Below are 26,043 nucleotides of genomic sequence, written 5' to 3'. Positions count from 1 at the left end.
GCACCCGCACACCCACCCGAGCTCGACCGGAGGAAAACGCCTTGTATCCCGACGACCTGATGTACACCACCGAGCACGAGTGGGTCCGCCAGCCGGGTGAGCAGGAGGGGTCCGTGCGGATCGGGATCACCCACTACGCCCAGGACGCCCTCGGCGACATCGTCTACGTGTCGCTCCCCGAGGTCGGCGACACCGTCGACGCCGGCGGCACCTGCGGTGAGCTCGAGTCGACCAAGTCGGTCAGTGACGTCTATGCACCGATCTCGGGTGAGGTCGTGGCCCGCAACGACGCGCTCGACTCCACCCCCGAGCTGGTCAACAACGACCCGTACGGCGGCGGCTGGCTCTTCGAGGTCGTGCCGTCCTCCGGCGGTCAGCTCGACGACCTGATGGACGCCATCACCTACGAGGCGTCGCTCAACGTCTGATCCCCGGCCGGCACCCCCGGCCGGTCGCCCCGAGTTCGCTTGAACGTCGGGCGCGGGCTGATAAGTTCGGGTGACCGTCACCCTCAACCCCGCGTTAAGGGTTCGGGACACCGCGATCCGATGGCGACCGAAGGACTGACCGATGCCGTTCTGCACCTCGTGTGGCAGGCAGAACCCCGATGACGCCCGCTTCTGCTCGCAGTGCGGCACCCGGCTGGTGACCCCCGAGCCGGCCGAGCCGTCAGGGGCGGGGGAGACGCCGGGCGCGGGAGACGGCGAGTCCACGGCCACCATCTCCATCGGCACCGGGGCCGACAAGGTCGAGACGTCCGACCGGCAGCTCAACGCGGTCGACGCGGCCGCGGTCGACGCGCTGCCCTCGGGCCACGCCCTGTTGGTCGTCCAGCGCGGACCCGGCTCCGGGAGCCGCTTCCTGCTCGACGCCGACGTCGTCAACGCCGGTCGGCACCCCGACAGCGAGATCTTCCTCGACGACGTGACGGTGTCGCGTCGGCATGCGGAGTTCCACCGCAGCGGCGACACGTTCACGGTGAGCGACGTCGGCAGCCTCAACGGCACCTACGTCAACCGCGACCGGATCGACCGGGTCCAGCTCACCGACGGCGACGAGGTCCAGATCGGCAAGTACCGCCTGGTGTTCTTCGCCGGCCACGAGACCGCATGAGCGTCCCGTCCGGAGCGTCCGCGTCCGCCCGGGCCCGCATGAACATCGGTGAGGTGCTGGACCAGCTGCGTCCCGACTACCCCGGCATCACCATCCCGAAGATCCGGTTCCTGGAGGACAAGGGGCTGATCAAGCCCGAGCGCACCCAGTCGGGCTACCGCAAGTTCTCCCACGACGACGTCGACCGGCTGCGCTACGTGCTGCGCATGCAGCGCGACCACTACCTGCCCCTCAAGGTCATCGGCGAGCACCTCGACGCGATCGACCGCGGCCTCGAGCCGCCGCCGATCGACCCGGTCGTGCCGACGGTCCCGCGGGTCGCGCTCGCGGCCGACGGACTGCCGAGCGCCGAGTCCTTCAACCGGCGCGACCAGGTCCGGCTGTCGCGCCGCGAGCTCGTGAAGATCGCCGAGATCTCCGAGGAGCTGCTCGACGAGCTCGAGCAGTTCGGCCTGGTCACCCCGCGCGCCGGCACCGGTCACTACGACACCGACGCGCTGGTGGTCGCCACCACGGCCCGCGAGCTCGCGGACTTCGGCTTCGAGCCGCGCCACCTGCGCGCCTTCAAGACGGCCGCCGACCGCGAGGTCGGCCTGGTGGAGCAGGTCATCGCGCCGCACCGGGGTGGCCGCGACGCCGCCGCGAAGGCCCGGGCCGACGACGCGGTCAGCGAGATCGCGGCGCTGTCCGTGCGACTGCACGCGACCCTCGTCAAGGCGGGTCTGCGCCGCACCTGAGGCGGCGCCCGCGGCCTTTCGGCCGGGAGTAGGGTGAGGGACGTGCGCGAAGTCGATGTCATGGGTGTCCGGGTCGAGATGCCCTCGAACCAGCCGATCGTGCTGCTGCGCGAGGTGACGGGGGAGCGCTACCTCCCCATCTGGATCGGGGCGGTCGAGGCCACCGCGATCGCGTTCGCCCAGCAGGGCGTCGTCCCGCCGCGGCCGCTGACGCACGACCTGATGAAGGACGTGCTCGACGCGACCGGCAACGAGCTCACCGAGGTCCAGATCACGGACGTGAAGGACGGGGTCTTCTTCGCGAACCTGGTCTTCGGCTCCGGTGCGGAGGTCAGCGCCCGCCCGTCGGACTCGATCGCGCTCGCGCTGCGCACGGGCACCCGGATCATGTGCGCGGAGGAGGTCCTCGACGAGGCCGGCCTCGCTGTGCCCGCCGAGCAGGAGGACGAGGTCGAGAAGTTCCGCGAGTTCCTCGACCAGGTCACGCCGGAGGACTTCGAGGCCCCGCAGGACTGAGCACAGGTCTAACCCTCAACCTGAGGTTGATGGTTGCGACACGCCGCCCACCTCTTTGACGACCCTCAGGTAGAGGCCTACCTTGAACTGTCTCTGTTGTAACTCCACCGCTGTGGTGCCCGATCATCGTGGGCCGACCGGCACCCTTCCCCGGGAGTTACGCACACGGAGTAGCCAGCGGAGGACCGAGTGAACGAGAACGAGCAGCAGCACGGCGAGGGCGTCGAGGCGGCCCTGGCTGTCGAGGCGGCCGAGGAGCAGGGCCTGCTCTTCACCGACGACGTCTCCCCGCTGCCCAGCGACACCGGCTACCGCGGGCCGACCGCGTGCAACGCCGCCGGCATCACCTACCGGCAGCTCGACTACTGGGCCCGCACCGGACTGATCGAGCCGACCGTGCGCGGCGCCAAGGGCTCCGGCTCCCAGCGGCTCTACTCGTTCCAGGACATCTTGCTGCTCAAGGTCGTCAAGCGTCTCCTCGACGCCGGGATCTCGCTGCAGCAGATCCGTACGGCCGTCCAGCACCTGCGGCTGCGCGGCACCGACGACCTGACCCGGGTCACGCTGATGAGCGACGGCGTCTCGGTCTACGAGTGCACCAGCAACGACGAGATCATCGACCTCCTCCAGGGCGGCCAGGGCGTGTTCGGCATCGCGATCGGCGGTGTCTGGCAGGAGATCGAGGGCACCCTCGCCGAGCTGCCGTCCGAGCGCACCGCCGAGGCCGAGGCCGAGCCGACCGCCGGCGACGAGCTCGCCGCTCGCCGGGCGGCCCGCAAGACGGGGTAGCACCCACCCGAACCACGGACGTCGGCCCGTCGCCCCTCCGGGCGGCGGGCCGACGTCGTCTCTGCCGAGATCGGCCGGTAGATTAGGCCGTGCTGACACTCCTGCACGGGAGAGTCCCCGGCGCACGACGTGGCCGGGGCGCCGAAGGGGCAATTCCTCCCCGGAACCTCTCAGGCCACCGGACCGTGCGGGTCAGGCACTCTGGAGCGCCAACGGCGGCGCGACAGAGGGGGAGGCACCCGAACGACCTTCGAGGAGCCACCATGTCACCGCACCCCTCGCTCACCGAGCTCGACGGCGCCCTGCCGTTCGTCGACCGGCACATCGGCCTCCGGCCCGCCGACATCGACACGATGCTCGCCCGGCTCGGCTTCGAGTCGCTCGACGCCCTGATGGCGGCCGCCGTCCCCGGCGGCATCCGGTCCGCCGCGTCCCTCGACCTCCCGGAGCCGGTCAGCGAAGAGGTCGCCGCCCGTGAGCTGCGCGAGATCGCCGACACCAACCGACCGGGCGAGCCGATGATCGGCCTGGGCTACCACGGCACGATCACGCCCCCGGTGATCCGGCGCAACGTGCTCGAGGACCCGAGCTGGTACACCGCCTACACGCCCTACCAGCCCGAGATCTCCCAGGGCCGGCTCGAGGCGCTGCTGAACTTCCAGACCGTGATCGGCGACCTCACCGGGCTGCCGACCGCCAACGCCTCGCTGCTCGACGAGGGCACGGCGGCCGCCGAGGCGATGACGCTGGTGCGCCGGGGCAACCGGTCGGCGTCGGGCCCGTTCGTGGTCGACGCCGATGCGCTGCCGCAGACGATCGACGTGATCCGCACCCGCGCGGAGGGCATGAGCATCGAGGTCGTGGTCGCCGACCTGAGCGACGGGCTGCCCGACGGCGAGCTGTGCGGCGTCCTCGTGCAGTACCCCGGGGCCTCCGGGCAGATCCGCGACCCGCGGCCGGTCATCGCCGCCGCCCACGAGCGCGGCGCGCTGGCGGTCGTGGCGGCCGACCTGCTCGCGCTGACCCTCCTCGAGGCACCCGGCGAGCTGGGCGCGGACGTCGTGGTCGGCTCCAGCCAGCGCTTCGGCGTGCCGCTCTTCTACGGCGGCCCGCACGCCGGCTACATGGCCGTGGCGGCAGGGCTCGAACGACACCTGCCGGGCCGCCTGGTCGGGGTCTCGGTCGACGCCGAGGGCCGCCCGGCCTACCGGCTCGCCCTGCAGACCCGTGAGCAGCACATCCGGCGCGACAAGGCCACCTCCAACATCTGCACGGCGCAGGTCCTGCTCGCGGTCGTCGCGTCGATGTACGCCGTCTACCACGGCCCCGAGGGCCTGCGCGGCATCGCGCGGCGCGCCCACCTGCTCGCCGCCCGGGCGGCCGCGTCGCTGTCCGGCGCCGGCTACACCGTCTCGACGACCAGCTTCTTCGACACCTTCACCGTCCAGACCCCGGGCCGGGCCGAGAAGATCGTCGCCGCCGCCCGCCAGGAGGGCCTGCAGCTGCGGCTGGTCGACGCCGACACGGTGGCGCTGTCGTTCTCCGAGCTCAGCGGCGCCCACACGCTCCGGGCCGTGCACGCCGCCTTCGACGTGGTCCCGAGCGCCGTCGAGCCCCTCGACGCGCTGCCGCAGGAGCTCGCCCGCACCACCCCGTACCTGACCCACGAGGTCTTCGGCAGCCACCGCAGCGAGACCCAGATGCTGCGCTACCTGCGCCGGCTGTCGGCGCGCGACTACGCGCTCGACCGCGGCATGATCCCGCTGGGCTCCTGCACGATGAAGCTCAACGCCACCACCGAGATGGAGCCGGTGTCGCTGCCCGGCTTCGCCGACCTCCACCCGTTCGCCCCGGCCGAGGACGCGCTCGGCTACCGCCGGCTCGTCACCGAACTCGAGGGCTGGCTCGCGGAGGTCACCGGCTACGACCGGGTGTCGATCCAGCCCAACGCCGGGTCGCAGGGCGAGCTCGCCGGCCTGCTCGCGATCCGTGGCTACCACCGCGCCCACGGCCAGGCCGCGCGCGACGTCTGCCTGATCCCGTCCTCCGCCCACGGCACCAACGCGGCCTCCGCGGTGATGGCGGGGATGCGGGTCGTGGTCGTGAAGTCCGGTGCCGACGGGACCGTGGACCTCGACGACCTGCGCGCCCAGTGCGAGGCGCACTCGGGCGACCTGGCCGCGATCATGGTGACCTACCCGTCGACGCACGGCGCCTACGAGGACACCATCGGCGAGCTCTGCGAGATCGTGCACGGCCACGGCGGGCAGGTCTACGTCGACGGCGCGAACCTGAACGCCCTGCTGGGCTACGCGAAGCCGGGGGAGTTCGGCGGCGACGTGTCGCACCTCAACCTGCACAAGACCTTCTGCATCCCGCACGGCGGCGGCGGGCCGGGTGTCGGCCCGGTCGCGGTGCGCGCGCACCTCGCGCCGTACCTGCCCTCCCACGCGATGCACCCGGAGGAGGCGAAGCGGGACGGCATCGGGCCGATCAGCGCGGCGCCGTACGGCTCGGCAGGAATCCTGCCGATCTCGTGGGCCTACATCCGGCTGATGGGTGCCGAGGGCCTGACCCGGGCGACGGCGGCCGCGGTGCTGTCGGCCAACTACATCGCCAGCCGGCTGGGCGAGGCCTACCCGGTGCTCTACCGCGGGCACGGCGGGCTGGTCGCCCACGAGTGCATCCTCGACCTGCGCGGGCTGACCAAGGAGACGGGCGTGACCGTCGACGACGTCGCCAAGCGGCTGGTCGACTACGGCTTCCACGCGCCGACGATGTCGTTCCCGGTCGCCGGCACGCTGATGGTCGAGCCGACCGAGTCGGAGGACCTCCCCGAGATCGACCGCTTCATCGACGCGATGATCGCGATCCGGGCCGAGATCGACCGGGTCGGTGCGGGGGAGTGGAGCCCGGAGGACTCGCCGCTGCGCGGCGCTCCCCACACGGCCCGTGCCCTGGTCGGCGAGTGGGACCGCCCCTACTCCCGCGAGCTGGCGGTCTTCCCGACCGGCATCGACCCCGACAAGTACTGGCCGCCGGTCGCCCGGATCGACCAGGCCTACGGCGACCGCAACCTCGTCTGCGCGTGCCCTCCGCTGGAAGCCTTCGCGGAGTGACGCCCACCCCGCGGGCGAGCGTCAGCGACCACACCTCCCGCCGGTTGCTCGCCCGGCTCGCCCATGCCCAGTCGAGCGGTCGGCTGCCGTCGGTCGTCGCGGGCCTGGTCCGCGACGGCGAGCCGGCGTGGTTCGGCTCGTACGGCTCGACCGGGGTGCCCGCCCACGACCCGCTGGACGTGCAGTACCGGATCGGGTCGATCACCAAGACGATGACCGCGGTGCTGGTGCTCCAGCTGGTGCGCGACGGCCGGATCGGGCTCGACGACCCGGCGTCCACCGTGCTCGGCGACGTCGGCTACGCCGACCGGACCCTGCGCGGGCTGCTCGCCCACGACGCAGGCCTCCAGTCCGAGCCGGCCGGCTCGTGGTGGGAGCGGTCGGTGGGCGTCTCCTTCGAGGAGCTGGTGGCCGCCAACGACGGGTCGGCGGCCGCCTTCCCGGCCCACCAGGAGTTCCACTACTCCAACCTCGGCTACGCGCTGCTCGGTGAGCTGGCGGCCCGGCTGCTCGGCACCACGTGGTGGGAGGCCGTGCGGACGCGGATCCTGGACCCCCTCGGCATGGACCGTACGTCGTACCTGCCCGAGGGCGCGGCCGCTCAGGGGCAGTCGGTGCACCCGTACGACGGCACCCTGCTCGACGAGCCCTCCACCGACAACGGCGCGATGGCGCCGGCCGGCCAGGTCTGGGCGACGATCGCCGACCTCGCGACGTACGCGGCCTTCCTGGGGCAGGGGCACCCCGACGTGCTCTCCGCCGGCGAGCTGGCGCAGGCCTTCGGGCCCCAGTCCGGCAACCCGCACGACGGCGTGACCTACGCCCACGGCCTCGGCTTCCAGCTCTTCCCGGGCGGGTCGGGCACCCTGGCCGGCCACAGCGGCTCGATGCCGGGCTTCCTCGCCGCCTGCCTGGTCGACCGCAAGCGGCGCGTCGGGGGAGTGGTGCTCGCGAACGCCACCACCGGCTACTCGCCCGTCCAGCTGGCGACCGAGCTGCTCGACGAGCTGCACCGCTGCGAGCCCACCATCGACCGGCCATGGGTGCCGACCGCGCACGTCCCGGCGGAGCTCGCCGGCGTGCCCGGCGTCTGGCACTGGGGCAACACGCCCTTCGTCTTCGCGATGGACGGCAGCGAGCTGGTCGCCCGTCGCAACGGTGCCGAGGCCTACCGCTTCGCCGTCGTGGACGGGCGGGTCGTCGGGCGCTCCGGCTACCACGCCGGCGAGGAGCTGCGCGTCGTACGCCGCGACGACGGGTCGATCAGCCACCTCGACATCGCGACGTTCGTCTACACGCGCACGCCGTACGACCCGGACGCCCCCATTCCTGGGGGACATCCGGGTCGCTAGCGGGTGCCGCTGCTGATCCGCGGTCAGTCGACCGTGGACTCCCGGGTGACCTGGAGGTCGTAGACGAACGAGTCCGCGCAGTCGAGCGGGACCGTGGTGCCCTTCCAGGTGAGCGTGAGCTCGCTGGCCAGCCGGCGGTGGGTGCCGTCGACGGTGATGTGCTGACCGGCGTCGTCGTGCTCCTCGTGGACCGCCGTCTTCCGGCCGACCGCGTGGGCCCGACCCTCGACGAGTGCGCGCCGGCCGTCGAGCTTCAGCACGCCACGGACCGCGCGCCCGTCGACGAAGTCGCGCCGGGTGCGGCGTGAGTCGCCGGCGACGGCGCCGTCTCCGATGACGACCTGGATGGTGTTGCCGTGGAGGTTGTTCTCGTAGAGCGACGAGTAGACGTGCTCGCCCCGCCAGGTGCCGGAGCAGTCGAGGACGATGCCCTTCTCGTGGGTGGTGGTGGGCGCACCGGCGTGCGCCGCGCTCCCCAGGCCGATCAGGCTGGAGGTCGCGACAGCGGCCAGGACGCCCGTGATCAGCTGGTTGCTGCGCATGGTCGGATCCTTGCTTCCTGTAGGTGGACGAACACCGGGGATACGCCTGGACCGCTGGTCGGGTTGCACGAGCGACCAGACATTTTCCGCTGCCGTCCACCTGGGTGCGATAGACACATCTCGTGTCAGGTGCGCGGAAGGCCGGAACTGCTCGGGCGGTCCTGCACGCACGCCTGGTCGCCCAGGTCGAGGACCTGGCGCGGCGAGACGCCGAGATGCGCCGTGGCGACCCGTCCGGCGTCCATCAGGCGCGGGTCGCCTGCCGACGGCTGCGGGCGGTCCTGGTGTCGTTCCGGCCGCTGCTCGACGAGACGGCCACCGGCCCGCTGGCGGACGAGATCCAGTGGCTGGCGCGGTCGCTCGGCGCCGCACGGGACGAGTTCGTGGTGCACGAGCGCCTCCGGCTGCTGCTCGACCAGGAGCCGCCGGACCTGGTGGTCGGCCCGGTCTCCGACCGGCTGGCAACGACGTACGGCGACCGGGTGCACGTGCCGGGCGTGCTGCTGAGCCAGCGCTACCGCGACCTGCGCGCCGGGCTCGACGGTCTGGTCACGGAGGTGCCGTGGACCGCGCTCGCCGAGGGACCGGCCGACGAGGTGCTGCCGGAGGGGCTGCGCCGGCAGTGGACGCGGCTGCGGAAGCGGTACGCCGCGGTCGTCGACGACCCGCACGACGACGTGGCACTGCACGGTCTGCGCAAGGCGGCCAAGCGGTTCCGCTACACGGCGGAGGCGGTCGAGCCGGTGGTGGGCAAGCCCGCGCGCCGCTCGGTGCGCGCGGCGACCCGGCTGACCGAGCACCTCGGCGAGCGGCAGGACACGGTCGCGAGCAGGGCGCAGCTGGTCGCGCTGGCCGGGGCCGCGGCGGCCGCCGGCGAGCCGACGTTCACCTACGGCCGGCTGCACGCTCGCGAGGAGCGGCGTGCCGACGAGCTCGACGCGGGCCTGGCCGACGTCTGGGAACGGCTCACTGGGCCTGCGAGACGCTCGACATGTTGAAGTCGGGCACCCGCAGCGCCGGCATCGCCGTGCGGGAGAAGTAGTCGTCGCCCCACTCCCGGCTGAACGCCGGCACGGTGGCCGACGCATGCGTGAAGCGGTTGAGCAGGTCGACCGGGCTCTCGTTGAAGCGGTAGTTGTTGACCGCGCCGGTGATCTCGCCGTGCTCGACGAGGTAGACCCCGTCGCGGGTGAGGCCGGTGAGCAGGAGGGTCTGCGGGTCGACCTCGCGGATGTACCAGAGGCAGGTGAGCAGCAGCCCGCGCTCGGTGCCGGCCACCAGGTCGTCGATCGACCCGGTCGCGCCGGCGACGGACAGCACCAGGTTGTCGATCGCGGGGGTGACCGGCTGCTGGGTCATCGCGGCCGAGTGCCGGGTCTGGATCAGCGAGGTCAGCTCGCCGTCGCGGATCCAGTCGGTGTGCCCCAGCCGCAGCCCGTTGTCGAAGACCGACGACTCGTTGCTCGACGAGGTCGCCACCGCGAACGGCTCGCACTCGAGACCGGGGTAGGCCGGATCGGACGACAGCGTGACGCCCGGCTTCGCGACCGGCCGGCCGATCCTGATGCCGCCGCCGCGCAGGCTGTAGACCGACTGGCCCTCGAACGCGACACGAGCACCGGCGCTCCAGTACGCGTCGATCATCAGGTCGGCCACCGCGGTCGGCGGCAGGATCGTGTCGTAGCGGCCCGCAGGCAGGTCGACGCGGCGCTGCGCCCAGCCGAGCCGGCGGGCGAGCTCGGCGTCGAAGGCGAGCGGGTCGACGTCGGCGAAGTCGCGGGTGGCGCCGCCGACCCAGGCGCTGCTGGCGAGGTCCGCGGTCTTGCCGGTGCACCCGTAGTGGCCGGTCGGCTGCACGTGGCGCAGCCGGAGGCCGGTGGTCGAGCCGAGGTACGTCGTGGTCATCTCGTGGTTGACGAAGCCGTAGAGCACCCTGCCCTCGGCACCCGCCCGGCCGAACGCCTCGCCCAGCGCGGGCGCGACCGCGTCGTACACGTGGATGTCGGTCGTCACCGACACGTCGTCCCAGTCGGCCGACACGGCGTCGCGGACCAGCTCGGCGGCGTCCTCGGCGGGCGTGGCGGCGCGGGCCGCCGCGTCGGCCGCGTCGACGAGCACGGTGACACCGGCCTGGGTGGTGGCGCTGCCGGTCACCGAACCGGTGGCGACGCCGTCGGCGGTGCGCACGAACGAGATGACGGTGACGTCGATGCCCTGCATCACGCCGTTGGTCGTCAGGGTGTTGTTGGCCCAGCGCAGGTTGGCGCTCGTCCTGTCCCGGACGATCACGATGCAGTCGTCGGCGATCGACGTGGCGAGCGCGTGCTCGACGAAGGACTGGGGATGCAACGCCGTGCTCATCAGTGCCCCGCCTCGTCGGTCGTGTTCAGGATCCGGACGCCTCGGAAGAGCGACGTCGGACAGCCGTGGCTCACGGCCGCGACCTGCCCGGGCTGGGCCTTGCCGCAGTTGAAGGCCCCGCCCAGCTGCCACGTCTCGGGGCCGCCGACGGCCTCCATGGAGTTCCAGAACTCCGTGGTGGTCGCCTGGTAGGCCGCGTCGCGGACCTGGCCGCCCAGCTCGCCGTCGGTGATCGTGTAGAACCGCTGGCCGGTGAACTGGAAGTTGAAGCGCTGCATGTCGATCGACCACGACTTGTCGCCGACGACGTACAGCCCACGCTCGACCCGGGAGATCAGCTCCTCGGTCGACGGGCCCCCTGGCGCCGCCTGGAGCGACACGTTGGCCATCCGCTGGATCGGGATGTGGCCGGGGGAGTCGGCGTACGCGCAGCCGTTGGACCGGCCCCCGTTGAGCTCGGGGTGCATCAGGCCCATCTGGCGGTCGAGCTGGTAGCCGACGAAGAGCCCGTCCTTCACGATGTCCCAGCTCTGCGTCTCGACACCCTCGTCGTCGTACCCGATCGTGGCGAGGCCGTGCTCGACGGTCCGGTCGCCGGTGACGTTCATGACCGGGGAGCCGTACTGAAGGGTGTGGAGCTTGTCGTACCTCGCGAAGGAGGTGCCGGCGTAGTTCGCCTCGTAGCCCAGCGCCCGGTCCAGCTCGGTGGCGTGCCCGACCGACTCGTGGATGGTCAGCCACAGGTTGGAGGGATGGATGACGAGGTCCATGGTGCCGGCCTCGACGCTGGGCGCCTTGAGCTTCTCGGCGAGCAGCTCGGGGACCTCCTCGATCTCGCCGTCCCAGTCCCAGGCTCCGGTGCCGCCGGCGAGGTACTCCCAGCCGCGGCCGACCGGCGGGGCGATGCTCGCCATCGAGTCGAACGTGTCGGCGCCCGCGCCCATCGCCTCGAAGCCCGGGTGCAGCCGGACCCGCTGCTGGGTGGTGCGGGTGCCGGACAGGTCGGCGTAGTACTTGTTCTCCTGCACCTGCAGCAGGTGGGCGGACGCGTGGTCGACGGCAGCGCCGGTGCGCAGCCGGTCGGTCCAGTCGATGAGCAGCGCGGCCTTCTCGGCCACCGCGACGTCCAGCGGGTTCACGTCGTACGACGACACCCACTCGACGTCGGCGTGCACCGGCTCGTCGGCGATCTCGACCGGCGTGCTGGTCATCTCGGCGGCGACCCGCGCCACCGCGACCGCGGTCTCGGCCACCCGGACCGCTTCCTCGGGGGTCAGGACGACGCCGGACGCGAAGCCCCACGCACCGCGGTGGATGACCCGGACCGCGAAGCCCAGGTCCTCCTGGTCGTTCGCCCCCTGGAGGACGCCGTCCCGGACGGTGAGGCTCTGGTAGCGGACCCGCTCGAACCGGAAGTCCGCGTGCCCCACGCCGAGCTCCCGGGCCCGGGTCAGGGCGGCGTCGCCGAGGTGGCGGTAAGGCAGGGACGTGAACGACGGATCCAGCCTCGACGCGCTCATGGGCCGAACCTATCTGATGTCTGCCTGCCGATTTCCATCCCTTAGGGTCGGGCCATGGGTGCACCGGCGTGGGTGGGTATCGGCGCGCAACGCAGCGGGACCGCGTGGTTCACGGGCCTGCTCACCCAGCACCCCCAGGTCGGCCTCGGGACCAACGGGAAGAAGGAGCAGCAACTGCTCCACAAGGTCGCCGACGGCCGGGTCCCGGCCCAGGAGTACCTCGACCTCTTCCCGGACGACGGCGTGCGCCGCGGCGACTTCTCGCCGCAGTACCTGCGGCACCCGTCGTGCGGCGTGGTCGTGCCCCGTCTGCTCCCGGACGCACCGATCCTGGTGCTGCTCCGTGACCCGGTGGAGAGGTACCGGTCGGCGATGCGGCTGGCGGTGACCCGCGGCAGGTCCCAGCCGTACCCGATCCCGATCAACCTCCAGACCTGGGCCGGCTTCTACGCCGACCAGCTCGACACCTGGGCGTCGTTCGTCGGGCGGGAGCGTCTGCACGTGATGGTCTACGAGCAGGTGCGCGAGGACGCGCAGCTCGCCGTCGACGCCGTCTGGCGCACGCTCGGGCTGGACCCGGTCCCGCTCTCCGCGGTCGACGAGCGCTCCCGCTCGAGCTCGAGCAGCGAGGCCGACTGGGACTGGCCGGAGGGCACCCGCACGGCGCTCCAGGTCATGTACCGCCCCCAGGCGCGACGGCTCGCCGACGACTGGGGACTCGACGTCAGCCGGTGGGAGTCGCTCGGCTGACGGGTGGGTACTGCCCCGCCATGACCGACACCGGGGACCAGAAGAAGCTCGTCGACCTGGTGGACGACATGCCCCTCGCGATGCTCACGACGTTCGGCGCCGACGGCGTGCGCAGCGTGCCGATGGCCCGCCAAGAGGTCGAGCCCACGGCGGAGATGTGGTTCATCGCCGCCCGCGACAGCGCCCACGTCCGCGCCATCCAGGAGAATCCGGCCGTCGCGCTGACCTTCTCGTCACGCGACGCCTGGGTCTCGGTGACCGGGTCGGCGGCGGTCGTCGACGACGACGCGAAGCTCGAGGAGCTGTGGAACACGTTCGCCGAGGCCTGGCTCCCCGGCGGCCCCGAGGACCCGAACGTCGTCCTGCGCGAGGTCGACGTCGAGCGCGGGGAGTACTGGGACACGCCCGGCGGCAAGGCCGCCTCGATCGTCAGCTTGGTGAAGTCCAAGCTGACCGGCGAGCCGTACGAGGCCGAGCACGGCCAGGTCGACGTCTGACCGTCAGCGACTGACGGCCAGCGTCGAGCCCCGGCGGGACTTGGTGACGCGGAGCTGGACCGGGATCCGGTCGCGCATCTCGGGCACGTGGCTGACGACGCCGACGACCCGGCCGCCGTCGCGCAGCGAGTCGAGGGTGTCCATGACGTCGTCGAGGGTGTCGGCGTCGAGGGAGCCGAAGCCCTCGTCGACGAAGAGCGTGTCGAGGTCGGCACCGCCGGCCTCGTGGGTGACCACGTCGGCGAGCCCGAGCGCGAGAGCGAGGGAGACGACGAACGTCTCGCCGCCCGACAGCGTCGCCGGGTCGCGGGACTCACCCGACCAGTCGTCGCGGACCAGGATGCTCAGCCCGCCCCGGGTCTCGCCCGCGCCGCGGCGCCCGGTGTGCTCGAGGGAGTAGCGCTGGTCGCTCATCCCGGCCAGCCGGGCGTTGGCGGCCGCGACCACCTGGGAGAGCCGGTAGGCGAGGACGTAGGCGGAGAGGCGCATCTGGAGACGGTTGTCCGCGGACTTCCCGTCGACGAACGACGACAGCCGGGTGGTGAGCTCGAGGTCGTCGCGGATCGGGGCCCAGGCACCCAGTGCGGCCGTCAGCTCGGTGCGGAGGGTGCCGAGGCGCTCGAAGCGCCGCTGCCACATGGCCGCGGTCGACCGGGCCTCGCCGAGGGCCGCGAGGGCGTCGTCGTGGGCGGAGCCGAGCTGCGCCAGGTCGGGGACGGGCTGGTCGGCGAGCTCAGCCGCGCCGGGCTCGGCGAGCACGGCGGCGACGGCGGCCAGGCGGCGGTCGTGCGCCTCGAGCCGGGTGTGGAGGGCGTGCACCTCCGGGTCGGGCCGCGCGGCGGCGACCGCGTCCTCGGCGCTCGCGAAGCCGGCGCGCTCGACGGCGTCGGCCAGCGACGTGGTCGCCTCGACCAGCGACGACTCGGCGGCGGCCACGGCGTCGAGCGCCTCGCAGGCGGTCCGACCGGTGGCGGCCTGGGCGGAGTGCTGGGCGTGCAGCGAGGCCAGGTCGGGCGCGCCGGTGCCCTGGAGCAGGTCGTCGATCTCGTCGCGGAGGGCGGCCAGCCGCTCCTGGCCGTGGCGCTGGTCGGCCTCGAGCGCGCCGGCCTCGAGGCGCAGGCGGGTCAGCTCCTCGCCGAGCCGGGTCGCCTCGCCCTCCAGGTCGGTGAGCTCGCGGGACCGGGGCTCGACCCGGGACGCCAGCTCCTGGAGACGGGCGAGCTCGGCGGCGGCCTCGGCGCGCTGTGCCGTCAGGAGACCCGCCGGCTCGGGTCCGGCCGCCTGCCGCGTGAGGGCCAGGTTGGTGACGAGGTTGCGCACCCGCTCCTCGTGGGCGACCTGCACCGACGTCGCGTCGACGTGGCGCTTCTCGGCGGCCTTCTCCGCGAGCGCGTCGGGTGCGCCGGGGGCGGCGTACGCCTTGTGGGGGTGCTCCGCCGAGCCGCAGACCGGGCACGAGTCGCCGACCGCGAGCGCCCTCGCCATCTCCGCGGCCATGCCCTCGAGTCGCGCTTGGCGGACGTCGAGGTATGCAGACCACCGGGTCAGCGTCTCGGACGTGGCCACCTGGAGGTCGAGCCGGGCCAGCGCCAGCTCCTCCTCGAAGGTGACGACCTGCGCCGCTGCCTCGACGCGGGTCGTGAGGTCGGAGACCCGGGCGGCCTGGCCGTCGACCGCGGCGGCGGCCGCGCGCGCGGTCGCCAGCTCCTCACGCAGCGTGACGGTCCGCTGCGGCAGCGCGGCGGCGGCGGCCTCGGCGACCGAGATCTGCTCGGCCAGCCGACCCGCGCGCTCCTGGGTGGCCTCCAGGGCCGTGGCGGCCTGGGTCAGCGCGGCCTCGCGGGGGAGCGCGGCCTTGACCCGACCGGCCGCCTCGACCGCCTCCTCGACGGCTGCGTCGAGCGACCCCCGGTCGACCCAGAGCCCGTCGAGACCGGGCAGGTCGAGCGCGGTCGCAGCCCGCTCGCACGCGTCCTGGGCCACCGCAGCGGCCCGGTCGCGCGCAGCGGTCGCCCGCAGGGCCAGGTGGTGCAGCGGCAGCACGGCGGCCGAGCGGCGCGCGGCGTCGAGCGCCGCCCGGGCGGCCTCGACCGCGGCGGCGTGGTCCGCCAGCGCCGCCTGCTCGGCGAGGGCGGCGTCGACCCGGGCCCGCCGCTCTGCCAGCGCCCGCGCGTCGTCCAGCGCCTGACGCGCGGCCGCCTCGGCCGCGGCCGCCCGGTCCGCGGTGGTGTCGGCGTCGCCGCGACCCCGGTCGGCCTCGGCGTGCAGTGCCGCCGCCCAGCCGAGGACCGCGCCGTCGGCGGCCGGGACGGCGAGGTCGTGCAGGTCCCACGCCTCCGGGGCCGGGGCCTCGACGGCCTCGCTGATCCGGCTCACCAGGGCGGCCACCCGCTGATGGGCGCTCTCGGAGGAGCGCCTGAGGGCGATCCGACGGTCGCGCAGCCAGCGCTCGACGTCCTCGAAGCGGCCGGTGCGGAAGAGCTGCTGGAGCAGGCGGTGCCGCTCCTCGGACCGGGCCCGCAGGAACGTCTGGAACTCGCCCTGCGGCAGCATCGCCACCTGCGTGAACTGGGCGAGGTTCATGCCGACCAGCCGGGTGACCAGGTGGCCGGTCTCGTCGAGCCGGGTGGAGTGGGTGACCCAGTCACCGTCGACCCGCTCGGCGATCGACACCGACGCCTGCTCAGTGGTGACGCCGGTGCCACGCTTCTTGGGCCGCTCCCACGACGGTGAGCGGACCAGCCGGAACCGGCGGCCCGACAGGGTCGCCTCCAGCGCCACCCGGGGCCGCACGCCGGGCGCCGCCTGGTCGGAGCGCAGCCGCTTGGCGGTGTTGCGGGCGCCGGGCACGTCGCCGTACAGCGCGAAGCAGACGGCGTCGAGGACGCTCGTCTTGCCGGCGCCGGTCGGCCCGGACAGCAGGAACAGCCCGGCATCGGACAGCTGGTCGAAGTCGACCGCCACGGTCTCGGCGAACGGTCCGAACGCAGTGATCTCGAGCTGGTGAAGCCTCACGGGCCGGCCTCGGAGAGGAGGACGTCGAAGTCGGGGTCCTCGCAGCAGGCGTCGGTGGCGGCGAGCAGCAGCGCGGACTCGTCGTCGGTGGCGGGCGTGCCGCGCAGCTCGGCCAGGAAGTCGAGCGAGATCAGGTGGTCCGAGCGGCCCTGGGTGCGGGCCAGCGGGACCGACGCCGAGGCGCCGCCGGCCGGCTCGAACCCGAGCACCAGGGTGTGCGGGAACCGGGAGCGCAGCCGGTCCATCGCCTGGAGCGGCCGGCTGTCGTCGGTGAGCGTCGCCTGCACCCACGAGCTCTCGTGGTCCACCAGCCGCGGGTCGGCGAGCAGCTCGTCGAGCGTGCCCCGGATCCGGGCCAGCCGGCGCGGCACCGGCGCCTCGACGAAGTCCGCCGACACCAGGCCGGTGGCGCCCAGCTCGACGAGCCAGGAGCCCTTGACCTGGGTCGCCTCGGAGAACGAGTAGGCGAGGGGGGACCCGGAGTAGCGGACGGACTCGGTCAGGGTGTGCCGGCCGTGGAGGTGGCCGAGCGCGGCGTAGGAGACCCCGTCGAAGACCGAGGTGGGCACCAGCGAGACGCCTCCGACGCTGATGTCGCGCTCCGAGTCGCTCGGCTCGGCCCCCGCGACGAACGCGTGGGCCAGCACGATCGACCGGGAGCCGGGACGCCGGTCGAGGTCCGCCCGCACCCGACGCATCGCCTCGGTCAGCGCCGCCTCGTGGGAGCGAGCGGACAGCCCCCACGGCTCGCGGACCGCGTCGGGGTCGAGGTAGGGGATGCCGTGGACGGCGACCGGGCCGTGCTCGTCCTCGAGCAGCACCGGGGTGCCGACGGTGGACGCGTCGGTGCGGATGAAGATGCCGGAGGCGTCGATCAGCCGCGAGCTGAAGCCGAGCCGCTGGGCGGAGTCGTGGTTGCCGCTGGTGAGCACGACCCGGGCCCGCGACGCGGCCAGCCTCGCGAGGCTGTCGTCGGCGAGCCGGACCGCATCGACATGGGGGAGCGCGCGGTCGTAGACGTCGCCCGCGACGACCACGAGGTCGACGCGCTCGGAGGCCACGACGTCGAGCAGGTGGTCGACGTACGACGCCTGGTGCGTCAGCATCCCCTCACGGTGGAACGACCGGCCCAGGTGCCAGTCGGACGTGTGGAGGATACGCATGGGTCCAACCTAGGAACGACCACCGACACTCCGGCGATCCCACGCCGCGCCCGGCGGGTCGGTCAGCAGTAGCGGACGGTCCGGCCGGGGGAGGTGAAGCCGTAGAGCGCCAGCCCCGACTCCTCGGCGAGCCGGGCCGAGAGGCTGGTGGGGGCGCCGACGGCGACCAGCGAGCCGATCCCGGCGGCGACGGCCTTCTGCACGAGCTCGAACCCGGCCCGGCCGCTGACCACCAGGCAGGCCTCGGCGGGCGAGGCGCCGGCCAGCACCCGGGCGCCGCTCACCTTGTCGACGGCGTTGTGCCGCCCGACGTCCTCGCGGACGGCGAGCAGGTTGCCATCCGCGGTGGCCAGGGCCGCGGCGTGCACGCCTCCGGTGCGGGCGAACACCGCCTGGTGCTCGCGGATCCGGTCCGGCAGGCCGCGCACGACCTCGGACGTGGGGAGCGGGCCCGCCCAGCGGTGCGTGGCCGGGGCGGCCAGCGCCTCGGCGATGCTGTCCTTGCCACAGACACCGCAGGCCGACGAGCCCGACGACTGGCCGACGTGCCGGTGCCCGGGGTCCTTCAGCGGCGTCCCGGCCAGCGTGACCGTGACGACGTTGAACTCCTGCTCCGGCGCCAGGTCGGCGTCGGTGCAGTAGGCGACCGCGTGGATCCCGTCCGGTCCGGTCAGGCCCTCGTGCAGCAGCCAGCCGGCCGCCAGCTCGAAGTCGTTGCCGGGCGTGCGCATCGTGACCCAGACCCGCCGGGGCGCCCCGCCCGGCCAGGCGAGCCGGATCTCCAGCGGCTCCTCGGTCGCGAGCCGGTCCTCGTGGTGCCGGTCGGCGTCCGCGGTGAGCTCGTGGACGCGCGTGCGGACCGTGGGGCCCGGGCGTCGCGCGCGGTCGGTGCTCATGCTTTCGGGAAGGCTCGGGCGATCGCGACCCGGCGGGTGAGCTCGTCGACCTGGTCGACCACCCTGCGGCGCATCGACGGGTCGAAGTCGTCGAGCGCGAGCAGCGCCTCGGCCTTCGCGAGCGTCGCGTCGTCCTCGAACACGACCGGGAAGAACGCGTCGGCGGCGTCGGCGAGCACCCACCCGCTGCGGCGCGCGGCGGTCCCGGGGACGTCCGCGAAGTAGCGGTCGACGTACTCCTCGAGGAGCGGGCGCTGGTTGCGTCGCCACATGCCCAGGCCGGCGGCCTCGAGCTCGTAGTTGGGGACGTCGACGTCACCGGTGAACCGCGCCCACGCCCAGGCCTTCGCATCGGCGTCGGGCAGCGAGGCGACCGCCCGGGTGTGCTCGACCCGCGAACGCGCGGTGGGCTCGGCGTCGAGCGCCGCCAGCAGCTCGGCGCGGTCGGTCTCGCCCAAGGAGGCGAGCTGCACGAGGATCCGCCAGCGCAGGTCGAGGTCGATGTCGATGCCCGCCGGCAGGTCCCGGCCGCCGAGCCACCCGCGCAGCAGGGCGGCGTCCGTGGCCGACGAGACGGCCGCCTGGAAGGCCGCGAGCTGGAGGGTCGACCCCGGGCTCGCGGCCTCGGCCTTGGCGAGGGCCGCACGGTGCACCCGGGCCAGCGCGGCGTCGGGGTCGGCCGTCAGCGGCACGACCTTCGCGACCACCCACGGCATCGTGTAGAAGACCGCGTCGTCGCTGTCCTCGACCGGCAGCCCTGCCTCGACGAGGTCGATCACCGCGGCCGGGTCGATCGCGGCGTTGTGGAACGCGCTGCGCACGTTGTTCCAGACACCGGCGCGCAGCAGCGTGTCCTCGGTGCGGGGGAGCAGGCCGGGCAGCGCCGCGACGGTCACCGGGTCGGGCTGCACGAGCGCCCAGGTGTCCTCGTAGGGGTCGAGGACGACCGCGCTGCCCTCGGCGACGTCGTACGACGTCTCCGGTCCGGAGACCGTCAGCGACGCGACCTCCCACGTGCCCTCGGGTGCGGCGGTCGCGACCCGGAGGGTGTGCGAGCGGTCGGCGGGGTGGTCGGCGGGCGGCGTGCGCCGGACCACGCCGGCCGCGCGGTCGAGCACGATCGTGTCGGGGCCGGCCGTGCGCAGCCAGTTGCTCGTGAACGCCGACAGGTCGCCGGCGCCCGCCTCCTCCCAGCTGGCGAAGAGGTCGTGCATGGTCGCGTTGCCGAAGCGGTGCTTCGTGAAGTGGTCGATCGCACCGGCGAAGAACACGTCGTCGCCGAGGGTCGCGTTGAGCTGCTTGAGGATGCTCGAGCCCTTGGCGTAGGAGATCCCGTCGAAGTCCTGGAGCGCGGCGCTCGCGTCGACGGCGCCGTTGCCGGCGACGGGGTGGGTGCTCGGCCGCTGGTCGGCGACCAGGCCCCACTGCCGGCGGGCGTAGGCGTTGTGGGTCCAGGCGTCGTCGTACTCCGTGACGTCGGCGGTGACCCGGTTGCCCATGTACTCGGCGAACGACTCGTTGAGCCACAGGTCGTCCCACCAGCGCGGGGTGACGATGTTGCCGAACCACTGGTGCGCCATCTCGTGGGCCACGGTCGTCGCGCGCTGGATGCGCATGCCGCGGGTCACCCGCGAGCTGAAGACGAGCGGGTCGCGGAAGGTCACGCAGCCCGGGTTCTCCATCGCGCCGGCGTTGAACTCCGGCACGAACGCCTGGTGGTAGTCGCCGAACGGGTAGCGGATCCCGAACAGTCGGTGGAACTCGTCGAAGCACTGCCTGGTCATGGTGAAGAGCTCGTCGGCGTCGGCGTCGAGGTCCTTCGCGATGCTCGCCCGGGCGCTGAGACCGAGCGGGATGCCGTCGTGCTCGTCGCGGATCAGGTGGTAGGGCCCGGCGACCAGCGTGACGAAGTACGTCGACAGCGGCTGGGTCTGCTCGAACTCCCACACGCCGGGCTCCGGGTTCTTCCCCGGGGCGTTGCCGATCACGGTCCAGTCCTCGGGCGCGACGACGTGGAACGTGTACGGCGCCTTGAGGTCGGGCTGGTCGAAGCAGGCGAACACCGTCGGGGCGGCGTCCATGAAGGACATGCCGTAGACGTAGTGCTTGCCGTCGGCGGGGTCGACGCTGCGGTGCAGCCCCTCGCCGTCGTTGCGGAAGGGCATCACCGCGTCGACGATCAGCTCGTTGTCGCCGTCGACGGTCTCGATCGGCAGCCGCCCGCGCACGAGCAGGTCGGGGTCGAGCGGCCGGCCGTTGAACCGGATCTCGTTGACCCGCTCGGGCTTGAGGTCGAGGAACGTCGAGCCGCCCGTGCTCCGGAACCGGATGGTCGTCACCGACCCGAAGGTCTTGTCGTCGCTCGCCAGGTCGAGGCGCACGTCGTACGCGTCGACGGTCAGGAGATCGTGGCGGGCGATCGCCTCGGCGTGCTGGAGACTTTGGTACGGGCTGCTCACCCGGTCACCCTAATCCGGACCTATCGTGGGACTCATGGCGGCTGAGGGTGCGGACGACAAGCAGGCGCTGCTCGCGTTGATCCGGGAATCCGTGATCGGTGACGACCACGTCATGGAGACGCCGTACGGCCGCCGGCGGGTGACCTACGCCGACTACACCGCCTCGGGCAGGGCGCTCGGCTTCATCGAGGACTTCATCCGCGACGAGGTGCTGCCCGGCTACGCCAACACCCACACCGAGTCGAGCGGCACCGGCCTCCAGACCACCCGGCTGCGGGAGGAGGCGCGGGCGATCATCCGCGAGTCCCTCGGCGGCGACGACGACACCGTCGTGCTGTTCGCCGGCTCCGGGTGCACGGGCGCGATCGCCAAGCTGATCGGCGTCCTCGGCCTGCGGATCCCGTCGGCCCTCGACGACGCCCACGCGCTCACCGAGCACATCGCGCCCGCCCAGCGGCCGGTCGTCTTCATCGGCCCCTACGAGCACCACTCCAACGAGATCCCGTGGCGCGAGTCGATCGCCGACGTGGTGACGATCCGCCAGGACGCCGACGGGGGAGTGGACCAGGACGACCTGCGCGAGCAGCTCGAGAAGCACGCCGAGCGGCCGCTGAAGATCGGGTCCTTCTCCGCCGCCTCGAACGTCACCGGCATCGTCTCGGACACCGCGGCGATCGCCACGCTGCTCCACGAGCACGGTGCCCTGAGCTTTTGGGACTTCGCCGCGGCCGCGCCGTACGTCGACATCGAGATGGGTCCGGCCAAGGGACAACCGCTGTCCTACAAGGACGCCGTCTTCCTCTCGCCGCACAAGTTCATCGGCGGCCCGCAGACGCCCGGCGTGCTGGCCGCGCGGCGCGAGCTGTTCGCCAACCGGGTGCCGGACGTCCCCGGCGGAGGGACCGTCGCCTACGTCAACGACGACGACCACAGGTACCTCGCCGACCCGACCCACCGCGAGGAGGGCGGCACCCCCGCCATCATCGAGTCGATCCGGGCCGGCCTGGTCTTCCAGCTCAAGGAGGCGGTCGGCACCACGACCATCCGCGCCCAGGAGGAGCGGCACCTGCGCCGGGCGGTCGACGCCTGGCACGACGAGCCGTCGATCGAGCTGCTCGGCAACCTCGGCGCGGATCGGCTCTCGATCGTGTCGTTCGTGCTCCGGGCACCCTCGGGGCGCTACCTGCACCACAACTACGTCGTCGCCCTGCTCAACGACCTCTTCGGCATCCAGTCCCGCGGCGGCTGCTCGTGCGCCGGCCCGTACGGCCACCGGCTGCTCGGCATCGACATCGAGCGCTCCCACGAGTTCGAGCGCGAGATCACCGGCGGCTGTGAGGGCATCAAGCCCGGCTGGGTGCGGATCAACTTCAACTACTTCGTCTCCGACGCGGTCGTCGACTACCTCATCGAGGCGGTCCGGCTGGTCGCCCGCGACGGCTGGAAGCTGCTCGGGGACTACCGCTTCGACCCGGCCACCGGGCTGTGGCGGCACCGCAACGGCCTGGTCACCCCGCCGCTCAGCCTGCTCGACATCTCGTACGCCGGCGGCCGGGTGTCGATGCCGTCGAACCAGCACACCGGCGGCGAGGAGCTGCTCACCGAGCACCTGCGCGACGGCGCGGCCATCCTCGACGCGGCCGCCGGGCCGGACCTGTCCACCCACCCGGCGCAGGTCAGCCCCGACTTCGAGCACCTGCGGTGGTTCGACCTGCCGGCATCCGCGCTGGACTGACGGGCAACGTAACCGGGACTCCTCGACGCTCGTTGCCCCTGCGAACCGACGACAGGAGTGACGGGTGCAGACGTTCGGACGCAGGACGCTGGTGGCCACGGTGGGGCTGCTGATCGGCGCGGCAGGGCTGGTCGACCCGGCGGCCGCCGTCGAGGACGACACCGCCGACGACGTACGGCGGGTGGTGTTCGCGGGCAACAACTGGGCCGGCACCGCCGACATCCTGGCGCCGCAGAGCTTCGAGCGGCTGGGCCGCATCGACGTCGTACCGGACGAGATGGAGCGGATGCAGGAGATCGCGACCGACCCCTACCGGTTCGCCTACTTCCTGGCGATCCGCGCGCTCATCGGTGAGGGCCACGACCAGTTCGTCGACGACATGTACTCCTCCAACGACGGCCGGATGCTGATCGTCTCCCGACCGTCGTTCGCCGACGTGGTCGCGATCAGCCTCGACACCCAGGAGATCGTCTGGCGCTTCCAGGTCGACGGCGTGCGCTCCGACCATATGGCGATCTCGCCCGACGGCAAGCGGGTCGTCGTCAGCGCGTCGACCGCCAACGTCGTGCACGTGCTGCGGGTCAGGGACGGCCAGGAGATCGGCCGCTTCCCCTCCGGCGGCTCGCCGCACGAGAGTGTCTTCATCGACGGCGGCAAGCGGATCCTCCACGCCAGCATCGGCATGGTCTACAGCCCGCTCGACGACCCGGCGGCCGACCCGACCAAGCAGGAGCGGCGGCTGCAGATCGTCGACGCGAAGACGTTCAAGGTGATCAGGCGCTACGACCTGCGCGCGGCGCTCGACGAGCGCGGCATGACGAAGACGAGCACCGCCGTACGCCCGATGACGCTCTCGCCGGACGAGCAGACGTTCTACTTCCAGCTGTCCTTCCTCCACGGCTTCGTCGCCATGGACCGCGCCAGCGGGAGGATCACCCGGGTCAAGCACCTGCCTAACCTGGTGCCCGACACACCGCGCGAGCAGTACCTCCTCGACTCCGCCCACCACGGGATCGCGATGAACCCCGCCGGCACGAAGATCTGTGTCGCCGGCACGATGTCCGACTACGCCACCGTGGTGGACGCGAGGACCTTCGAGCGCGGGCCCCTGCTGAAGAGGGAGGGTGGCAAGCCCTACTGGGTCACCCCGAGCTGGGACGGCCGCTACTGCTACATCTCCTGGAGCGGCCGTGACCAGGTCGCGAAGATCTCCTACCGGACCGAGCGGATCGTGCAGACGGTCCCGGTCGGCGACCACCCGCAGCGGGTGCGCAACGGGTTCGTGCTGAGGTCACTGGTGCCCGGGCTCTAGGAGCGACGCGAGCCCCGGCTCACCCGGCGTGATCGAGGATCACCAGGACGACCACCGCGACGAACAGCAGGAACGCTGCCTTCAAGACGATCGACATGATGTCGAGCGTCTGCTTGTCCCGCTCATCCTGGCTGCGCACGGCCCCATCATCGCGTGCGCCGGGCGACTGGTGAAGAGGCACGGCCGATCGCGCCGGCCGACCGTCGGGCAGCGGCCGGCAGGACGCTGCGCGCCGTCTCGACCACCGAGACGACTCAGACGCGCACGAGCATCTTCCCGGTGTTGTCGCCCCGGGAGAGGCCGAGGAACGCGTCGACGGCGTGGTCGATGCCGTCGACGACGGTCTCCCGCCAGGTGAGCGACCCGTCGGCCACCCAGGCGCCGGCGCGGCGGTAGAACTCGCCGGCGAGGTCGGAGTGGTCGGTGACGATGAAGCCGCGCAGGGTGAGGCGCTTGCTGATCACCATCATCAGGTTGCGCGGGCCCGGAGCGGGGGAGGTGGCGTTGTAGTCGGCGATCATCCCGCAGGCCGCGATCCGCCCGAAGTCGGCCATCGCGAAGAGCGCCGCCTCGAGGTGGTCGCCGCCGACGTTGTCGAAGTAGACGTCGACCGGACCGTGCTCGCGCAGCTGCTTGCCGATCGGCGCGGCCTTGTAGTCGAGCGCGATGTCGAAGCCCAGCTCGTCGACGAGCCACGCGCACTTCTCGGCCGAGCCGGCGGAGCCGATGACCTTGCCGGCGCCGAGCTGGCGGGCGATCTGGCCGGCGACGGAGCCGACCGCACCGGCGGCGCCGGAGATGAAGACGGTGTCGCCCTCCTTCATCTCGGCGATCCGGGTGAGGCCGACGTACGCCGTCATCCCGGGCATGCCGAGCGCGCCGAGGTACGTCGAGGCCGGGAGCACGGACGTGTCGACCGCGCGGGCCTCGCGCTCGGGCAGCAGGGCGTGCGTGCGCCACCCGGCCTGGTGCAGGACGGTGTCGCCGACCGCGAACCGGTCCGAGCCCGAGGCGACGACCTCGCCGACGGCGCCGCCGTCCATCACGGCGTCGAGGGCGAACGGGGGCACGTACGACTTCACGTCGTTCATCCGGCCCCGCATGTAGGGATCGACCGAGAGGAAGGTGTTGCGGACCAGCACCTCGCCCGGGCCGGGATCGCCCAGCTCGGTGTCGACGGCCCGGAAGTCCTCGGGAGTCGGCGAGCCGGTGGGACGGGAGACGAGATGGATCTCGCGGGAGGTCGTCATGCGTCGATCCTGCCAGCCGCGAGAACGGCAGCGGACCCCGGACCATGAGGTCCGGGGTCCGCTGCGAGCAGGGAGATCAGCCCTGGAGGGCGAGCGCGAACTCGACCTTCCCGGCCGGGTCGACCGCTGCGTCGAGGACCTTGTCGTCGAGCAGCTGGGCTGCGGTCTCGTCGAGGTAGACGGTCGCTCCGCCCTGTTCGACGACCTGGTCGCCGGGCTCGGCCTGCTGGGCTGCGGAGACCTCGAAGGCGGGCTCCGGAGAGGCATCGGAGGTGATCCGGAGCCCCGCGGTCTCGGCGAGGCCGGGCTGGGAGGTGATCTCGTTGACGATGGCGCTGGCGTTCTCGGTGAGGGTGAGCATGCTCGCCTTCCGATAGCTTGGCTGGTCCCCTCCACCGTCCCCAATGCGGGCGCGAGACACAAGTCCGGTCCCGATCCCGGGCGTGTCGGCCTTCTGGCAGTCTGTGCCTCATGACCGAGCCCACACCCGAGCCCACACCCGACCAGCACCGCAGCATCGAGCTCACGAAGATGGGGGAGGGCCGGTTCAAGGCCACCAACCGGCGCGGGGGCGTGGTGTCCGTCGGGTCGGGCGGTGACCCGGACTTCACGCCCGTCGAGCTGCTGCTCGCGGCCCTGGCCGGCTGCAGCGCGATCGACGTCGACCTGATCACCGGCAAGCGCGCGGCGGCGACGGCGTTCGCCGTCACCGCGGGCGGCGACAAGGTGCGCGACGAGCACGGCAACCACCTGGTGAACCTGCAGATCACCTTCGACGTGCGCTTCCCGGACGGAGAGGAGGGCGACCGGGCCCGCGAGGTGCTGCCGCGCTCGATCGCACAGTCCCGCGACCGCCTCTGCACGGTCGGTCGCACGGTCCAGCTCGGCGTCCCCATCGAGTACGTCGAGGTCTAGGC

22 protein-coding genes and 1 riboswitch are annotated in these 26,043 nt (G+C 72.6%); of the genes, 13 read left to right on the top strand and 9 right to left on the bottom strand.

Annotated features, from left to right (window positions below; all coding sequences use genetic code 11):
• Window positions 1–41 precede the first annotated feature (41 nt).
• The 7 genes from gcvH (at window position 42) to PD653B2_RS03650 (ending at window position 7,626) form a co-directional block, all read left to right on the top strand.
• Entirely contained in the window at window positions 42–428 is a 387-nt protein-coding gene (gene gcvH / locus PD653B2_RS03680) for a glycine cleavage system protein GcvH (protein WP_085870970.1), read from the top strand.
• Between the two features lie 142 nt (window positions 429–570).
• On the top strand, window positions 571–1,113 hold the full coding sequence (locus PD653B2_RS03675; protein WP_085870969.1) for an FHA domain-containing protein: 543 nt from the start codon (window positions 571–573) through the stop codon (window positions 1,111–1,113).
• Window positions 1,110–1,850 (top strand): MerR family transcriptional regulator, encoded by a 741-nt coding sequence (locus tag PD653B2_RS03670; RefSeq protein ID WP_085870968.1) that lies wholly within the window; start codon window positions 1,110–1,112, stop codon window positions 1,848–1,850. The genes PD653B2_RS03675 and PD653B2_RS03670 overlap by 4 nt, the downstream gene beginning before the upstream one ends.
• A 42-nt stretch (window positions 1,851–1,892) precedes the next feature.
• Window positions 1,893–2,366: a bifunctional nuclease family protein gene (locus tag PD653B2_RS03665; protein ID WP_085870967.1), complete on the top strand. Its 474-nt coding sequence runs from the start codon at window positions 1,893–1,895 to the stop codon at window positions 2,364–2,366.
• A gap of 189 nt (window positions 2,367–2,555) precedes the next feature.
• On the top strand, window positions 2,556–3,155 hold the full coding sequence (locus PD653B2_RS03660) for a MerR family transcriptional regulator (protein ID WP_085870966.1): 600 nt from the start codon (window positions 2,556–2,558) through the stop codon (window positions 3,153–3,155).
• 96 nt (window positions 3,156–3,251) lie between these two features.
• Window positions 3,252–3,351: riboswitch (glycine riboswitch) on the top strand.
• A 67-nt stretch (window positions 3,352–3,418) separates the two neighbouring features.
• Window positions 3,419–6,274: an aminomethyl-transferring glycine dehydrogenase gene (gene gcvP, locus PD653B2_RS03655; RefSeq protein ID WP_085870965.1), complete on the top strand. Its 2,856-nt coding sequence runs from the start codon at window positions 3,419–3,421 to the stop codon at window positions 6,272–6,274.
• Window positions 6,271–7,626 carry a serine hydrolase domain-containing protein gene (locus PD653B2_RS03650; RefSeq protein WP_085870964.1) on the top strand — a complete coding sequence of 452 codons (1,356 nt, stop codon included), beginning with the start codon at window positions 6,271–6,273 and terminating at the stop codon, window positions 7,624–7,626. Before gcvP ends, PD653B2_RS03650 begins: the two co-directional genes overlap by 4 nt.
• Window positions 7,627–7,649: 23 nt before the next feature.
• On the opposite strand, the gene PD653B2_RS03645 is transcribed toward PD653B2_RS03650, so the two are convergent.
• Entirely contained in the window at window positions 7,650–8,168 is a 519-nt protein-coding gene (locus PD653B2_RS03645) for a hypothetical protein (protein WP_085870963.1), read from the bottom strand.
• Between the two features lie 122 nt (window positions 8,169–8,290).
• Between PD653B2_RS03645 and PD653B2_RS03640 the strand changes: the two genes are divergently transcribed.
• Window positions 8,291–9,166 carry a CHAD domain-containing protein gene (locus tag PD653B2_RS03640; RefSeq protein ID WP_085870962.1) on the top strand — a complete coding sequence of 292 codons (876 nt, stop codon included), beginning with the start codon at window positions 8,291–8,293 and terminating at the stop codon, window positions 9,164–9,166.
• Here PD653B2_RS03640 and PD653B2_RS03635 read toward each other — a convergent pair.
• Window positions 9,135–10,529, bottom strand: coding sequence for a metallopeptidase TldD-related protein (locus tag PD653B2_RS03635; protein ID WP_085870961.1), 1,395 nt, complete (start codon window positions 10,527–10,529; stop codon window positions 9,135–9,137). The two genes, PD653B2_RS03640 and PD653B2_RS03635, sit on opposite strands and share 32 nt — an antisense overlap.
• Complete coding sequence (locus PD653B2_RS03630; protein ID WP_085870960.1) at window positions 10,529–12,049, bottom strand: TldD/PmbA family protein; 1,521 nt, start codon at window positions 12,047–12,049, stop codon at window positions 10,529–10,531. Before PD653B2_RS03630 ends, PD653B2_RS03635 begins: the two co-directional genes overlap by 1 nt.
• Window positions 12,050–12,103: 54 nt before the next feature.
• On the opposite strand from PD653B2_RS03630, the gene PD653B2_RS03625 reads away from it, so the two are divergent.
• Complete coding sequence (locus PD653B2_RS03625) at window positions 12,104–12,799, top strand: sulfotransferase (protein ID WP_085870959.1); 696 nt, start codon at window positions 12,104–12,106, stop codon at window positions 12,797–12,799.
• A gap of 20 nt (window positions 12,800–12,819) precedes the next feature.
• Window positions 12,820–13,296 carry a pyridoxamine 5'-phosphate oxidase family protein gene (locus PD653B2_RS03620; protein ID WP_085870958.1) on the top strand — a complete coding sequence of 159 codons (477 nt, stop codon included), beginning with the start codon at window positions 12,820–12,822 and terminating at the stop codon, window positions 13,294–13,296.
• A gap of 3 nt (window positions 13,297–13,299) precedes the next feature.
• Here PD653B2_RS03620 and PD653B2_RS25830 read toward each other — a convergent pair whose 3' ends face one another.
• From PD653B2_RS25830 to pepN, 4 genes are all read right to left on the bottom strand, one after another.
• Window positions 13,300–16,311 (bottom strand): AAA family ATPase, encoded by a 3,012-nt coding sequence (locus tag PD653B2_RS25830; protein WP_085870957.1) that lies wholly within the window; start codon window positions 16,309–16,311, stop codon window positions 13,300–13,302.
• Window positions 16,308–17,474, bottom strand: coding sequence for an exonuclease SbcCD subunit D (locus tag PD653B2_RS03610; RefSeq protein ID WP_085870956.1), 1,167 nt, complete (start codon window positions 17,472–17,474; stop codon window positions 16,308–16,310). The genes PD653B2_RS25830 and PD653B2_RS03610 overlap by 4 nt, the downstream gene beginning before the upstream one ends.
• Before the next feature lie 62 nt (window positions 17,475–17,536).
• A complete protein-coding gene (locus PD653B2_RS03605) occupies window positions 17,537–18,370 on the bottom strand; it encodes a formate dehydrogenase accessory sulfurtransferase FdhD (RefSeq protein ID WP_085870955.1) in 834 nt (277 codons plus the stop codon).
• Entirely contained in the window at window positions 18,367–20,829 is a 2,463-nt protein-coding gene (gene pepN, locus PD653B2_RS03600) for an aminopeptidase N (RefSeq protein ID WP_085870954.1), read from the bottom strand. The genes PD653B2_RS03605 and pepN overlap by 4 nt, the downstream gene beginning before the upstream one ends.
• A 34-nt stretch (window positions 20,830–20,863) precedes the next feature.
• On the opposite strand from pepN, the gene PD653B2_RS03595 reads away from it, so the two are divergent.
• Together PD653B2_RS03595 and PD653B2_RS03590 are read left to right on the top strand one after the other, a co-directional pair.
• Window positions 20,864–22,564, top strand: a complete 1,701-nt coding sequence (locus PD653B2_RS03595) for an aminotransferase class V-fold PLP-dependent enzyme (RefSeq protein WP_085870953.1) — start codon at window positions 20,864–20,866, stop codon at window positions 22,562–22,564.
• A 64-nt stretch (window positions 22,565–22,628) separates the two neighbouring features.
• On the top strand, window positions 22,629–23,876 hold the full coding sequence (locus PD653B2_RS03590; protein WP_089503875.1) for a YncE family protein: 1,248 nt from the start codon (window positions 22,629–22,631) through the stop codon (window positions 23,874–23,876).
• Between the two features lie 254 nt (window positions 23,877–24,130).
• Here PD653B2_RS03590 and PD653B2_RS03585 read toward each other — a convergent pair whose 3' ends face one another.
• Both PD653B2_RS03585 and PD653B2_RS03580 read right to left on the bottom strand, forming a co-directional pair.
• A complete protein-coding gene (locus PD653B2_RS03585) occupies window positions 24,131–25,126 on the bottom strand; it encodes an NADP-dependent oxidoreductase (protein WP_085870952.1) in 996 nt (331 codons plus the stop codon).
• 76 nt (window positions 25,127–25,202) lie between these two features.
• Complete coding sequence (locus PD653B2_RS03580; RefSeq protein ID WP_085870951.1) at window positions 25,203–25,487, bottom strand: Fe-S cluster assembly protein HesB; 285 nt, start codon at window positions 25,485–25,487, stop codon at window positions 25,203–25,205.
• A gap of 110 nt (window positions 25,488–25,597) precedes the next feature.
• On the opposite strand from PD653B2_RS03580, the gene PD653B2_RS03575 reads away from it, so the two are divergent.
• Window positions 25,598–26,041 (top strand): OsmC family protein, encoded by a 444-nt coding sequence (locus PD653B2_RS03575; protein ID WP_085870950.1) that lies wholly within the window; start codon window positions 25,598–25,600, stop codon window positions 26,039–26,041.
• Window positions 26,042–26,043 lie beyond the last annotated feature (2 nt).

The organism is Nocardioides sp. PD653-B2 (genome assembly GCF_002117935.1).
In the GTDB taxonomy this organism is placed as follows: Bacteria; Actinomycetota; Actinomycetes; order Propionibacteriales; family Nocardioidaceae; genus Nocardioides.
Note: the sequence above shows the minus strand (reverse complement) of the source record. Positions and strands in the feature narration are given on the sequence as shown.